This is a genomic window from Bremerella sp. TYQ1 (assembly GCF_020150455.1).
GTDB lineage: Bacteria > Planctomycetota > Planctomycetia > Pirellulales > Pirellulaceae > Bremerella > Bremerella volcania_A.
Window position 1 is genome coordinate 72,526 of sequence record NZ_CP083740.1, and the last position, 14,223, is coordinate 86,748.

Here is a 14,223-nt window from a genome sequence, read left to right on the forward strand (position 1 = left end):
AACCAGTTAGTGCTTGAAATGGTTACCAACGCTCAGTTTGCTTCGGAGTTTAGATCGTGCTCAATGCAATTATTCGTTTCTCACTTCAGAATCGTGTGCTGGTTATTGCGATTGCAGTGTTTCTGCTTGTTTATGGTGGCTGGCAGACTTATAGCTTGCCGATCGATGTTTTCCCAAATTTGAATCGCCCTCGTGTCGTAATCATGACCGAGGCTCATGGAATGGCGCCGGAAGAAGTTGAAACGCTCATCACATTCCCGCTTGAAACCGTACTCAATGGGGCCACTGGCGTTCAGGACGTACGAACTCAGTCGGGTGTCGGGCTTTCCGTAATCTATGTCGAATTCGACTGGGGAACCGACATCTACAATGATCGGCAAATTGTTGCCGAGCGTCTGGCTCTCGCTACCGACCGATTGCCTCCTGGGACCAAACCTCAGCTTATGCCGATCTCCTCAATCATGGGGCAGATCATGATTATGGGCATGGTAAGCAAGGATGGCCAAACACCTCCCATGGAACTTCGAACGATGGCGGACTGGGTTGTCCGCCAACGGCTGCTAACCATCCCAGGTGTATCTCAAGTCATTGTAATGGGAGGTGACAGAAAGCAGTTCCAAGTCCTTGTCGATCCTAATGGCTTGTTACGCTACGGCGTGACTTTGCATGAAGTCAAACAAGCGCTGAGCGAAAGCAATCAAAATACGGCTGGGGGATACCTTGACGAACAAGGCCCCAGTGAACTACTCGTTCGATCATTGGGCCGTGTCACGACTCTCGAAGAAATTAAAGGCATTGTTGTCGCTCATCGTGACGGGCAGACGATTCGACTGGCTCAAGTTGCTCGCGTTGTTGAGGGCCCCCAAGTAAAACGCGGGGACAGTGCTGCCTATGCACGAGATCAGGAAGGTGAATTCTTCGGCGGCCCCTCTGTCGTCTTGACGATTCTCAAACAGCCGAATGCTGATACCCGACTGGTTACCGAAAAGGTGATCGAAGCATTGGACGAACTAAAACCGTCGCTTCCAACAGATGTAACCATGTTGCCCGAACTCTATCAGCAAAAGGCATTTATTGACCTTGCGATTGAGAACGTCGTCGAGGCATTGCGCGATGGTGGGATACTAGTGGTTATTATTCTGTTCCTATTCCTTATGAATCTTCGGACGACTTTTATCACGCTTACTGCCATTCCGCTTTCGATCGTGATGACTGCACTGGTCTTCGCGACATTTGGATTGTCCATCAATACGATGACGCTTGGCGGCCTCGCCGTAGCGATTGGTGAATTGGTGGATGATGCCATTGTGGACGTCGAGAATATCTTCCGACGTCTCGGCGAGAACCGCCATGCGGATAATCCAAAGAATCCCTTGCTTGTGGTGTTTCAAGCGAGTTGTGAGATCCGAAATTCTATCGTCTACGGGACGATGATTGTGGTCATTGTTTTCGTGCCGCTCTTCGCTCTCTCCGGAATGGAGGGGCGTTTGTTTGCTCCCCTTGGCGTAGCGTACATCGTATCACTGGTATCGTCTCTCGTAGTGTCGCTTACCGTAACTCCTGTCCTAAGCTATTGGCTGCTTGGATCGGCCAAGATTGGACATGGTGAGAATGATGGATTCGTACTTCGTGTTCTAAAAGCGATAGCGGATAAAGTAATGGCCCTAAGTCTAAAACTAGCTTGGCCAATTCTTGCCCTCGCATTTACGGGAGTTTTGATTGCTGGCTGGGGCATGTTTCGCTTGGAGAGTGACTTTTTGCCTCCATTCAACGAAGGTGCCGTCCAAATCAATGTCGTCCTTCCGCCGGGTACATCGCTTGCCAAGTCGAATCAAGTCGCAGCTCGCGTTGAACGCCGCTTGCAGGAAATCAACGATATCGATGCTTTTGTCCGAAAGACAGGCCGTGCAGAGTTAGATGAACACGCCGAAGGAGTAAATGTTACTGAATTCGTCGCAACCATCGATCCTCACACGGAACGTTCGCGAGAGGAGGTCATTGACGAAATCAGCGAGGCGATGGCAGATATTCCGGGTATCGTCACAGCGGTTGAACAGCCGTTAGCACATCTTATATCGCACATGCTTTCCGGAGTGAAGGCGCAAGTCGCGATCAAGCTATACGGTGACGATTTGGATGTGCTTCGAAGAGAAGCCAAGAAAATGGAAGCTACTATCTCTGGCATCGAAGGAGTTCGCGACTTACAGGTAGAGCAACAAGTTAACATCCCGCAGCTTCGCATCGAAGCTAATCAATACCGTCTGGAACAGTATGGGCTACGTCGACAGGAAATAAACGAGTTTGTAGAAACAGCAATGCAAGGGGAAGTCGTTTCGGAAGTGCTCGACGGCCAAAGGACATTTGATCTCTTGGTACGTCTCGACGAAGAGTATCGTGAGGATCTTGGTGCACTTCGACGACTCGTGCTCGAATTGCCAGGCGGGGGGACAACCAAACTCGAAGATGTCGCCAATATCTATGAGTCAAGCGGTCCGAATACGATCAATCGCGAACAGGTTCGCCGGCGAATTATCGTGCAATGCAACGTAAGTGGGCGTGGCTTGGTCGATGTTGTCGAAGATATTCGTGATCGTCTAAAGCCCCTCGAGGCGAATCTCCCGACGGGTTATTTCACAGAGTACAGCGGTCAATTTGAGAGCCAGCAATCTGCTTCTCGGATGATTGCGATTCTCTTTATGATCTCCATGGCAGGGATGTTCTTCGTGCTTTACAAAATGTTTGGTTCGGCCAACCTCTCACTTCAAGTGATGATTGCGTTACCGATGGCATTTATCGGATCTGTGGCCGCTCTTTACATCACTGAGCAGACACTTACCGTTGCTAGCATGGTTGGGTTTATCTCCTTGTGTGGCATCGCCTCAAGGAATGGGATTCTGCTGATCAACCACTATCTGCACCTCGTAAAGTATGAGGGAGAGTCCTGGTCGAAACAGATGATTATTCGGGCAGGTAAGGATCGTTTGGCTCCTGTGTTAATGACTGCACTTACGTCAGGCATCGGCCTGGTTCCATTGGCAATGGCGGCAGGCGAGCCAGGGAAAGAGATTCTTTACCCGGTAGCGACGGTCATTATCGGCGGACTTATTACAAGTACGCTGCTGGAATTCTTGGTCCGGCCAGCCCTGTTCTGGACGATGGGAACAGGCGCTGCAAAACGAGTTGTTGAAGGTCAAGATTCTAGCGTCGAACTGGTCGAAGAGGCGGAAGAGCATCAAGCAACATTCGCACACGCCGACTAGCTAGGAAGAACTAATTCGCCTCGGATCGTTTCGAGTCAGCGATCGATTGGGGTTTCCGAATGGCTCATTCACATTTGTGTTTCTCAAAGGATTACTGAAAATGCGACAATTGAAAACATTGGCGAGTATCATGCTCGCGATAGTGCTTGGAGTCGGTTTGATTGGCTGCAACGGGTCTCCCAAAGCATCCGGAGGAGCGGACGAGCACGAACATTCCGAAGGAGATGGCCATGACCGTGGTGATGAACATGCTCATCCCACAGAAGGTCCCCACCATGGTACACTGATCGAACTCGGAAATGAAGAATATCATGCGGAGTTGGTTCACAATGACGAGGCGGGCACCGTCACGATCTACCTGTTAGACGGACATGCTGAAGCACCAGTTAATACTTCTTCACCTGAGATCACGATAAACGTGACCATGGATGGCCAAGGAAATCAATTTAAGCTGCCTGCGGTGGATGCTACCGCAGGAAAGTCTTCCGAGTTTGCATCAAGTGATCCTGCGTTGGCAAAAGCTTTAGATGCCGAAGGGGCAAAAGCTCAACTCGTAGTTACGATTGGCGAGAAGCAATATCGGGGAAGTGTTGCACATGATCACGAACATGACCATGATCATTAATCTTTACTGACGCTGATTCCATTTCGTTGAAGTCAACAAATAGGTAACTATGACCGAACGCATTGGCAATTCAGAGCACCGTCACGGCCAAGCCCATGGGCTGACCCAGGGTGAAGAACTTCGTGGAGTGAGCGATGGACGTCTTCTTTGGGCAGTTGTGATTAATCAACTGCTCACTGTGGCACAAGTTGCTGCCGGGATCATTAGCGGCAGTGTCGCCTTGCTTGGCGACGCTGCCCATAATTTTAACGATGCCAATGCCTTACTAATTGCCTACATTGCTCGGCGATTCTCACGAAGGAAAGCCGATGACAAATTCACATTTGGATATGGTCGCGCCGAGGTAGTTGGTGCGATGATCAACCTCACCCTACTGGCTGCCATCGGGCTTTATTTGGTCTCAGAAGCCATTAGTCGTTTTGTCACTCCCGAGCCAATCGAAGGTCGGCTAATGGCAATTACATCCATTCTGGCAATCGTCATTGATTTTGCGACGGCTTGGATGTTGTGGTCAATGAGCAAAGGATCCCTAAATGTTCGAGCGGCATTCGTTCACAATATTGTCGACGCGATTGGATCGATAGGCGTACTTTTGGGATCGATTGCAATATTGCTCTGGGAATGGTACTGGATTGATCCCCTGATCACGTTGATGATCGCAGGGTATGTATTGTATCAAGTAATTCAGATGCTCCCGCAAGCAGTCCGCATTCTGATGAATGGCACGCCCCCCTGGATTCAGATACCCGAGTTGATTGCTTCAATCGAGTCGGTGGAAGGCGTCGCTGATGTTCGCCACGTTCACGTCTGGCAAATCGATGAAAACCACGCTGGGATTGAAGCTCATCTAGCGTTGGATGTTGCAAAGAGCCTCAACCACGAACAAGTGAAATCTAGGGTTCGCAATGTAACGGCAGAGCAGTATCGAATTTCACATTCCACCTTAGAAATCGATGACCGATAAGGTATGGCATATTGGCTTGACTATTATTAGCGCCATGGCAATGCAACAGCCGTTTCTATTCGGACATTGTCGGACGCTTGGAGAATCGAGATTATGGAGTTGCAAAAGGAAACTTGGCGTCAGTCTTGGCTACTTCGTAAACGATCTTGATCTCATCCGTCTCCCGATCGATTTCTTTTCGAGACTTTCGTACTACGGAATGAAATCCTCGCACGGGGTCAACCCAACGACAATCTGCCGTTATTGAGTTGCTTTCGTCCGAGTTTCTTTTTGACCAATTCTCCAATTGGGCTGCGATTTCCTTGGGCAGGGCCAGTTGTTTGCCTGGCTCGCACGCCTCCTTAATTCGGTCAACATTGTAGTAGTTCTCTGCCAAGGATATGCACTTGCTTGTTCCGTTGGGAATGTCGACCAACAAGAACACTTCGTCCTCGAATGAATACAGGCTAAGAACAGGTCGGATTTCCGCATCTTTTACGTCCAATTCGCCACGTGTTGCCTCAGCTTGAATCTGAATTAGTTCCTTGACGAAAGAGTCGCCCAACTTCATTTTGGCTCTCATCGCCGTGTCAAAATAGGGACGAAGATATCTAACCGAGTCAGATACCGTGGCATTGCCGAATTGATCTTCTGTCGTGTTGGCCCCGTATGGCTGTAACGCCAAGCGACAGAAGCTAAGCAGAAGATCGGCGTCGGCGAGCAACTGATAGTGTGATCTTTCACCAGAGTTCTCGAGCAATACTTTCGAGGCAAACAGACACATTTCAAGTTGATCGCGGTGAGGTGTCGTGCCGATTTTGTCACGATAAGCCAAGATACTTTCTCGTAATCGCTCCTGTGCTTCGGAAGACTCCACGCTATTCGACGCCGCGGCCTGACACGCCTGAACAACGGGAGTTGCAAGCGATCCGAGCGAATCAAATAGACCACCTGCGCCTACTTTCTCGATCTCATAAACCTTGTCTGCCCGCAAGCACATCTCGTTAGCCATTCCGAAATCGGTAATCTGAGACGGCAGGCTTAATGCAAGGGCCTGTTTATAGAGCAAGACCGCGGCGGATCGATCACGATCCGTTTCTGCGGTCAAGTGAACCCGCATCATGGCCCTTCGATAATCGTCAACCGCTTCGCGTAGATCTCGAGATGCTGGATTACCAAAAAGATTACAGTCTCCCAATCGTTCCTGAGTATTAATGCAACGCTGGATGAACTGCAGTTCAATGTCTGCATCCGCCGACTCGCTACGGAACTGAGTAAATGCCGTTTCGACGTCATCAACGAGTTGCCGGTAATCTTTACTTGCTGCGATTGAATCTCCTTCGAATCTTCGGGCCATGGCGATACCATGCAAATTATGTAAATAGGCGACCTTGGATGCATAGTCTCGAGATTGCTTGAAGAGCGTATCATCAAACGGTTCATCAGGATCGCAGGCACTTGACTTATCAATGGCAAAAGAATTGAGTGTATTTTCATTTGCATCGAGTTCGTCAGAATCGATAGATGACCTTTGCTGTTCTAAACGGAATTGATGAGTCAGAATTTGATTAGAGATATTGAATGAACAGATAGCCTCTTTGATGTGCCACTGGATCATCTTTGACCATGCATCTCGTCGGTAGACATGTGCTGCAAGGAAGTGACCGGCGACTGGCGACTTGTTTTTTTCATCTCCGTCAGCGATTAACTTCGCCTTATCCAGGAGTTCGTTTGCCTGCTTCCACCGATTTATATTCAACCAAGCATCTGCTTCACGACAGAGGCAAAACACTTCGAAGAACATGGTGTAGTCTTGCTGGTCGCCCGTCGCTTCCAGCAAGGAAATCTCCTTTCGCGCCGATCGATACTGGTCGGCTGCAAGCTTGTTCTTGTTCAAAGGGCCCTGAAGCAACTCCCCATAGTCAACTAAGCATATTGCGTTTAGGATCTTCTCGGAATAGTTGACAACGTCCTTCTTGTCGTCGGAGTCGTTGGAAGATGAACGGTGTGATTCAGACTTGTCTTTGCCCTCGTACTTTTCAAGCGCCTGTTTGTAGAACGTCTCGGCATCTGGCTTTCCCAAGGAATGCTTGACGACCGCTAGTAAATGAAAGTCAACGGCCTTTAGGTCTTGACTCGAAGGCATCACAGGAAGCGATGGAGTGATCCCATCGTACGTAGGAGTGTTGGCTCTTTTAGGAGCTTCATCCGTTTGATTGATATTGTCCTTATTCGCTGAGATGACGCAGTCGAAGTCAAACTCGATTTGGTCTAACGCATCTTTAAGCTTCTTGGCACTGTCAGCCTCAAAAAGCATTCGAGCATGATCATGCCTCAACTTCTCAATTGGCGATGTTCGATGCTTTCCACGATTGAAGACTGCGTCCGCGGCCTTACGCAAATTTCCGTGGTCCAACAGATCCGCGAGTTCGTTTCCACGACGAACAACGCGATGTTGATCGTAGACTTCGATCATTTCCGCCCGTACGCTCGGGATAAACCAAGGCATCTCATTGAACCACCAACTACCCTGCCGACTCACGACCATGCTTCGTAGGTATGCCTCCTCGCGCTCTGGCATTAAAAAGCGACTGAAGTCAGCATCTTTGTCCGGTAGAAAACAAAACTCTCCTTCCATGTCGATCAGATTTCGACAATCGGGTCGTTGATCTTCGCCCAAAAATGTATCAACGTAATCAAGCAATTGGTGGACATTGACGTTCTGATTTTCATATTGGGCTGGAATTCGCCGAAGCCCCTGGAGCAATGCAGTTGTAAAACGAGAGTTTCCGCCACTTCCATCCGAAGCCAGTTCACTTGCGCGGCACGAAGCTAGTGCCTGAAACGTAGGCATTGACTGAAGCTTTTCGTCATTGCGATTTCCGGACGTGCTTGTCGGCTGAAACGAAATTCGCCCTCGCTGTTGATTGAAAATCTCGCCTGAATAGCAGCAATCGAGAACAATCAACTTCTTGTCGGCCTGAATGAAATCTAACTCGTCGACAAGTCCAAAGGGCAGATCGAACGTATTTCCGCGCGGCTTGCCCTGCTTCAATTCCACATCTAATGCCAGAATGGCGACATTATTGCCACCAGTAGATGCATTTTCATATTTGAGTCCATGACCAGCAAAGAAGAATAGAAATGTATCGTCCTTGGTGGCTTGCCGTCGCACGACCTGCAAGGCCTGGTCGATATTCAGCTTGGTCGGCAACTTGGACTCCGCTGTGCTTGGCCTGTCCGCCAGCACAATTACGTTCTGCTCTTCGTATTGATAGTACTTCGTCAGGACGTCGGCTAAGTTTAGGGCATCATTAGCCGCGTTCTTCAATTCCGGCAAAGCACGAGCGTTCTCGGGTTCCGACTCGAGTTCGCCCTGACGCGATGAGTAATTGACACCAACTAGTATTGCCCAGTTGCGGCCTTTGCTATCGCCACGTTTCAAAACATCCAGGCCTTCGAGCCCTTGTGCCCCAGTGGTTGCTGCTAAACTGGTCAGCAATGTCAACGCAAAAAGTAGTCGGAGGTAAGGGTGTGTTGAATGGTGCATCGTTATCTCATTTCGATACTTATCTGGCCTGAACATCCTTACTCACATGCTAAAAGGCGGTGTTCCTAGCAACAACCGAAACTTTTGTGAATTGAGAGTTCGGCGAAAAATTCTTGCACTGCCTTGGTAATGTGAAGCGTTTGTGAGTGTCTATTCATCCACCTCGTCGGCGAGCCGAGCCCATCTTGGCTGATGAGTGCGTAATTCGGTCGATTGGGGTGTTCTTCGACTGAGACGGCGATTACGACGAAGCCATTGGTCCCCTTGCATTCTTCGTTGATGGCAAAACGCAGGACATCTTCCCGTACAGCATCCTCGGACTTGACTTGATAGTTGCGACCACGGATTGTGTCGGTGGTAACATGCTGAATACCACATCGTTTATTCAGAAAAAAAACTACATACCAATAGGGTTCATAGCTCTTATTCACGACACGCAACAACACGGTATCACCGGCTTTAAGAGAACTTTGATTGAGATCGGTACCTTCAGAGTGGTCGGAAGGGCTAGCCAACCTTCTTACTTCAATCTGCGTATCTCGCCTGGTTACAAGTGGCGAAGAAGCAGAGTACTCACCGGCCAGTCGCCATAGATTTCGCCAGGCAATAATTCGATTAATATCCTTCGAAAGTCGGTCTCCAACAAAATCAGGATTTGCCATAAGGTCCGCGGAATAAAACACATGAGGAATACCTTCGTCAGCCAGTAGCTTCTGATAGTCGTTGCCGGTATCCAACAAATGAGTTGATGAAGTTGGAAGTAAAACCGCGTCGGGATGGGTGGTGCCATTGTCGGACATGTTTGGCACGTCCATGAAAACCCATTCTGCATTATTATCTTGGTCGGACAGATAAAAGACCGCGTCAGGAGACTCCGCTACATCGCGTATGGATTGGAGTATTTGTGTGTGTCGGGTCCTAACATGAAGTGCAACTCTGCCTTCACCTAGCGGCCGGCTTACAATTCGACAAACGGAATTCTCGGGCAATGAATTAAGCTTGTCGAATTGCGCTGTATCTCCAAAGGTAATAGACTCAACAGACGCCGTCGTTGAAGTTGTTGCCATAACTCGTAAGTGCGCAAGCGGTTTAGTGTAAGCGTGATCCGAAGGTCGGTAGACTCCGACGATCGTACCTTCGGATAATCCCGCAAGTTCACCGCCTCTCAGATGAAGTTGGCCTCCTGCCTTCTCGATGTAGATTCCAGTTGCCTCTGGCCAATTCGAGACGCCAAATACTTGACGTTCCAAGTCTCCTTCCCAAGCTGGTGTAGGCCATCGTCTTCCGTCGGACCGGTAACGGCTTACCAACGCACGACCAAGGGCTGCGTAGCTTAATTCGTGCCCTTGGTCTCGTAAGAGACGCTCAAGATGAAATGACAACAATCCATGCTTGTATTTCGGATCCTTCTCGTCCGCACCAGCAGGTCGAGTAACTTCCGGGGCTGGTTCATAGTCCTGGGCTGCGTAGAATGCGACAACTGACCCAATAGAAGACTCGTTTTGTGACACATCCAGTTCGCTCAGCTTCACCGAATTCCGGTACGACGACCGTGCTTTGACAGCTCTACGTTCTGCATTTCGCATTGCTTGCAGATCAACGCCAGCAACCGAGGGATCAACCCGTCGGAAACCTGCTTCATCACCACCGCGGGTCATTGTTCCGGAAAAACAGCTATCGAAAACGATCCATACATGTACGCCTTGTTCCTTGAATCGATCCAGCCATTGGCCAATCTGATTGTCCAAAATTACTCTTCCACCAGGCTCGTAATCGGCCGGCAGAAAGGATTCATCAAAACCATCTGGTTCCGGATTGGCGGGGTCTAGGACATCTTGTTGTGATTCAGGCAATGGAAAACGGAAACCATGTCCAGCCATCAAGATCATGACCTGATCGTTGGCATTTGTTTGCTCGATCAATTGCTCGAATTCGCGGCAAATGTTGTCGTAGGTAGGACGATCCTTCTCGTCTTCGGGCCACCCGACAAGGGTTCTCACTTCATCAAATTTGAAGTGAGACCGCAAAAGCTGTTGAAAGTTCGCAACGTCGTTTTCCGTCCCTGCCAACTCCTCGATTCGTGTATGGTTAGGATACTTTGAACATCCGACTAGCAACGCATGTTTTTCGCCATTCGCGGTGGATACGAGTAGCAAAATTGATATCGAGCACGCCAGAATCCAACGCATGGCTTCCATTGTTCGTCTCTATTTGTGGTCGTATCAGGTATTAAAAAGAGATCCATTCGGGAAGAAATTCGAATGGATCTCTTTGATTTCAAACAACATGAATGCATCCGTCAGACCGAGAGAAATGGTCTAGTGGTGATGGTGTGGCGGATGAATCACCATGTCGTAGTGGTGATAGTGCCCGTAGTGGAAATTCGCGTGCCACCGATGTCCCATGTCGTCACGAACAACAACGTGGTAGCAGTGATGGACATGAAATTCACGCGTACCATGTGGGTAAATATGTCCTACCTCGTGGCCGTCGACATAGACGTGCAAAACCGAATGGGTGTGGTTATCGATATGAAGGTCCCCATTCAAGTCTCGTGTCGTTTCGCCCTCTTCGCCTTGTTGTTGTTCGGCTGCTTTGGCGACTGCTTTAAGGTCGTTGGCCGAATCACCGCCGACCAAGCTTGCAATCGTGAGCAGCTCCGCCGGATTGCCTCGTTCTTTCGCCAAGTTCGTGGCTTCTTCGTACAACGACTCCGAGGTAATTTCCGCGGTCTTTCCCGAAGCCGTTTCGGCGGATTCAAGAAGCTTGGCGGCGACTGCCAAATCGACCGGATTCGACGCAATACGTGCCGTGTCAATCTTTTCACCGAGTGTGTTCATGGATGAGAACTGGAGGCCAAGCGTGCCGGCGAAATCTACTAGCTTGCCTTGTTTGACAGCTTCAGCCTTCGCCGTAACCGTCTCGCGGTCTTTCTTCGCGTCGTCGGCTAAAACAACATTTGCCATGCCAATGATCACCAACACACTGAGCGTAAATCGAGTAACTTGTATCTGGTATTCCCCCTGCGGCTAAGCCGCTGCAAAAAAATAAAGCCCAAGAAACGACCAAATATCTAGCTTGGCTTAATAACTTCGGCTTGATTGTAACCCGCCACAATGGGGGATACAATAAAAAACCAATCTTGTTTCTTGGATGATTACTCGCGAGGCGAAATCGTTTTACTTGCCTCTTCCGTGGCTAAACGCAGAAATGACGTTTAGCGGACAGATCGTTTACGAAAATCGGAAAACTATCAAAGGATTTTCATCGGAAAAGCTATCTGATGACAGAATCTTCCCTTGAGTTCGAGCGTCTTGTTGCCCTATTGCGTGCGGGCGATTCCAACGCGGCTGTGCAGCTCGTTGAAGAATACGAATCAGAAGTCCGACGATTTATTCGAGTTCGACTGACGACCCCAGAAATTCGTCGTTGGATCGATTCTTTGGACGTTTCTCAGTCCGTTCTCTCAAAGTTTTTCGTTGATGTACGTAGCGGAGCGATCGAAATTCGCGATCCCAATCAGCTACGTGTCTTGTTGCTAACAATGGCTCGCAACAAGCTATATGACCATGCACGACGGCAAAAGGCGGATAAACGAGACGCACGTCGTCTTGAAGAAGAATCCAAATTGAATTATGTCGCGTCGTCAACTCAGACGCCAAGCCAGCAAATAGCAAACTCCGAAATCGCCGATGCGATTCTGGAACGACTGTCGGCAGAGGATCGCTATATGGCTGAACAACGTTTGTCGGGTTTCACATGGCAAGAGTTAGCCGATGAACTGGGATCGTCCGCAGATGCTTTACGAAAGAGGTTGTCTCGTGCGCTCGATCGAGCCGCGGGAGAAATAGGAGTTCTCTGAAAGTGCGTTCCCACCAACGGCCCGAAATCTCAAGCTCATCGAAATCACGACGATCTGGACATTCTCAATCTTGGTTCCACCAATCACTGAATGAAATACAACAGCGGTTTGACCAGGGGGAACATCCTTCAGTCGAAGCCTACATCGCTGATGCTCCTGATGCAGAAGCTGCCGTCGATCTGATCTATGCCCATTTCGTACTCGAGACCGACACTGGGAATCGGAGTGATCCTTGGGAAGTTATTCAGCGATTTCCGCAATATGCCGAACTGCTGGAACGACAATTCACCTTTGATCGAGCGCTCCAGCATGTCGAGCTATCGGAAACAGAAACTGTTCCTATTTCATCTCCTCATGAACTCACCACTAATCCTCTACCACGCATCGGTAAGTATACGGTGATCTCCAAGATCGCTGGTGGTAGCCAAGGGGAAGTGTTTCGCGCCGTGCACCCTGACTTGGCAAACGAGGTCGCTATTAAGATCTCAACGACACCGGTCAACGCATCAGAACTTGATCCAAGTCAGATCTTAAAAGAAGGGCAGGTTTTGGCCCAACTCGAGCACCCGAACTTGGCAAGAGTGTTCGATGTCGGGATTCACGAGGGACGACCCTATCTAGTAAGTCGATATGTCCGCGGCAGAACGCTCGACAGCTACCTTCACCAGGAGTCTCCTAGCCAAATGGAGATCGCCGCGTTGATCGCTAAGATTTCTGGGGCAGTGGGGACGGCACATCGAATGGGAATAACACATCTTGATATCAAGCCTCGCAATATCGTAATTGACGAGACAGACGAGCCTGTCTTAATCGATTTTGGTCTAGCTGTATCGGAAAATGCAATGCAAGAGGCACCTGAATATGAATCAGGCAGCTTGCGAGGCACGATCGCGTATATGTCGCCCGAACATGCCCATGGAAAGGCTGATCTGATCGGGCCGCAGTGTGATGTATTTTCGCTCGGGGCAGTTCTATATTACTCGGTTGTTGGACATCCACCCTACGTAGAAGACGGCTTTTTGGAGAATCTTGAGTCGGCACGTGAAGGTCGATGGGATCGGAAAGCACTAAAGCAATCCACGATTTCGAAGCATATCCAAACCATTATCGATACGGCTTTGCAGTCAGAAATGGAGAGTCGGTATCGCAACTGTACGGAATTGGCCGATTCCCTTGATGCTTACGCAAAGAGGGCCGAACGGACGAAGCGTAGGGCCCTTTTTTCTCTTGGTGCATTGGTTCCGCTACTTGCAATTCTGGGCGTCTGGATGTTTTTCGGCAGAGACGTGCCCAAGTCAGGTGAATTGTCCCCAGTACCGTATGCTCAAGCAGCCCCTCTTAGCGTAGAGGTGTTCCACTCGGGAAGATTCGTCAATTTATTGGAGAGGACGCCCCTCAAAAATGGTGATCAACTTCGAGTCACAGCTCCTATTCCCCCTGAACAGTTTGGGACCCTTTTTGCACTTTCTAGCGAAGGGCGATTGACGGAACTATGCCATTTCGATCGACAACCAAAACAATTTACACTTCAATTCCCTACCCAATCAGGTAAGGCAGTGCCAATTGTTGGCGAGCGAGGCACGGAATTGGTATTCCTTTGCCTATCGAGCGATCACCCTGTGTCACTGAAGGACTTATTACAGCAGGACTTCTTTGAAACCACGATGCCTCCACTTTCCCCATACGCCATCGCTCGCGTCGATGACAAGGGAGTACGGCTGGAGGGTGAAACGAGAGGGTTTGGGGCTCCTGTAGATCTACCAAGTCCAGATGAGCAAGTCCTTCAGCGACTTGAAAAAATGCAGGAAGCCATCTCTTCCAATAACGGAACATTCTCTGCAATTGCCTTCTTTCACGCCGAGTAGTTGAGGTAGGCAACTTTGTTGTTCCGCGATTAACGTCTTTGATCATCATTCGCTAACGCTCGTTTCATTCCGGGGGCGGCAATATTCGAAATGGAAAAAGGCCACCAAATCAAGGCGG

9 protein-coding genes and 1 pseudogene are annotated in these 14,223 nt (G+C 49.4%); 5 read left to right on the forward strand and 5 right to left on the reverse strand.

The window, feature by feature from the left end; translation table 11 throughout:
• Window positions 1-56: 56 nt before the first annotated feature.
• From LA756_RS00280 to LA756_RS00290, 3 genes are all read left to right on the forward strand, one after another.
• Window positions 57-3,260, forward strand: a complete 3,204-nt coding sequence (locus tag LA756_RS00280) for an efflux RND transporter permease subunit (protein ID WP_224437888.1) — start codon at window positions 57-59, stop codon at window positions 3,258-3,260.
• Window positions 3,261-3,360: 100 nt separating this feature from the next.
• Window positions 3,361-3,885 (forward strand): hypothetical protein, encoded by a 525-nt coding sequence (locus LA756_RS00285; protein ID WP_224437889.1) that lies wholly within the window; start codon window positions 3,361-3,363, stop codon window positions 3,883-3,885.
• 49 nt (window positions 3,886-3,934) lie between these two features.
• A complete protein-coding gene (locus LA756_RS00290; protein WP_224437890.1) occupies window positions 3,935-4,849 on the forward strand; it encodes a cation diffusion facilitator family transporter in 915 nt (304 codons plus the stop codon).
• 91 nt (window positions 4,850-4,940) lie between these two features.
• On the opposite strand, the gene LA756_RS00295 is transcribed toward LA756_RS00290, so the two are convergent.
• The 4 genes and pseudogenes from LA756_RS00295 to LA756_RS00310 all read right to left on the reverse strand — a co-directional run bounded on the left by LA756_RS00295 (window position 4,941) and on the right by LA756_RS00310 (window position 11,344).
• Complete coding sequence (locus tag LA756_RS00295; RefSeq protein ID WP_224440480.1) at window positions 4,941-7,145, reverse strand: hypothetical protein; 2,205 nt, start codon at window positions 7,143-7,145, stop codon at window positions 4,941-4,943.
• A gap of 420 nt (window positions 7,146-7,565) precedes the next feature.
• A pseudogene (locus LA756_RS27270) lies at window positions 7,566-8,414 on the reverse strand (caspase domain-containing protein); the annotation flags it as partial.
• A gap of 29 nt (window positions 8,415-8,443) precedes the next feature.
• Window positions 8,444-10,576, reverse strand: a complete 2,133-nt coding sequence (locus LA756_RS00305) for a caspase family protein (protein ID WP_224437891.1) — start codon at window positions 10,574-10,576, stop codon at window positions 8,444-8,446.
• A gap of 120 nt (window positions 10,577-10,696) precedes the next feature.
• Complete coding sequence (locus LA756_RS00310; RefSeq protein ID WP_224437892.1) at window positions 10,697-11,344, reverse strand: hypothetical protein; 648 nt, start codon at window positions 11,342-11,344, stop codon at window positions 10,697-10,699.
• Between the two features lie 317 nt (window positions 11,345-11,661).
• Here LA756_RS00310 and LA756_RS00315 point away from each other — a divergent pair, with 317 nt between their 5' ends.
• On the forward strand, window positions 11,662-12,240 hold the full coding sequence (locus LA756_RS00315) for an RNA polymerase sigma factor (RefSeq protein ID WP_224437893.1): 579 nt from the start codon (window positions 11,662-11,664) through the stop codon (window positions 12,238-12,240).
• A gap of 128 nt (window positions 12,241-12,368) precedes the next feature.
• Here LA756_RS00315 and LA756_RS00320 read toward each other — a convergent pair whose 3' ends face one another.
• Entirely contained in the window at window positions 12,369-12,551 is a 183-nt protein-coding gene (locus LA756_RS00320) for a hypothetical protein (RefSeq protein ID WP_224440481.1), read from the reverse strand.
• Here LA756_RS00320 and LA756_RS00325 point away from each other — a divergent pair.
• Window positions 12,513-14,105, forward strand: a complete 1,593-nt coding sequence (locus tag LA756_RS00325) for a serine/threonine-protein kinase (RefSeq protein ID WP_331468657.1) — start codon at window positions 12,513-12,515, stop codon at window positions 14,103-14,105. The two genes, LA756_RS00320 and LA756_RS00325, sit on opposite strands and share 39 nt — an antisense overlap.
• Window positions 14,106-14,223: the final 118 nt, after the last annotated feature.

Bases quoted from the DNA above. Each gene is read 5' to 3' on its own strand.
- LA756_RS00285 (WP_224437889.1), top strand. From the start codon at position 3,361: ATGCGACAATTGAAAACATTGGCGAGTATCATGCTCGCGATAGTGCTT.
- LA756_RS00290 (WP_224437890.1), top strand. From the start codon at position 3,935: ATGACCGAACGCATTGGCAATTCAGAGCACCGTCACGGCCAAGCCCAT.
- LA756_RS00295 (WP_224440480.1), bottom strand. From the start codon at position 7,145: ATGCTTTTTGAGGCTGACAGTGCCAAGAAGCTTAAAGATGCGTTAGAC.
- LA756_RS00305 (WP_224437891.1), bottom strand. From the start codon at position 10,576: ATGGAAGCCATGCGTTGGATTCTGGCGTGCTCGATATCAATTTTGCTA.
- LA756_RS00310 (WP_224437892.1), bottom strand. From the start codon at position 11,344: ATGGCAAATGTTGTTTTAGCCGACGACGCGAAGAAAGACCGCGAGACG.
- LA756_RS00315 (WP_224437893.1), top strand. From the start codon at position 11,662: ATGACAGAATCTTCCCTTGAGTTCGAGCGTCTTGTTGCCCTATTGCGT.
- LA756_RS00320 (WP_224440481.1), bottom strand. From the start codon at position 12,551: ATGCTGGAGCGCTCGATCAAAGGTGAATTGTCGTTCCAGCAGTTCGGC.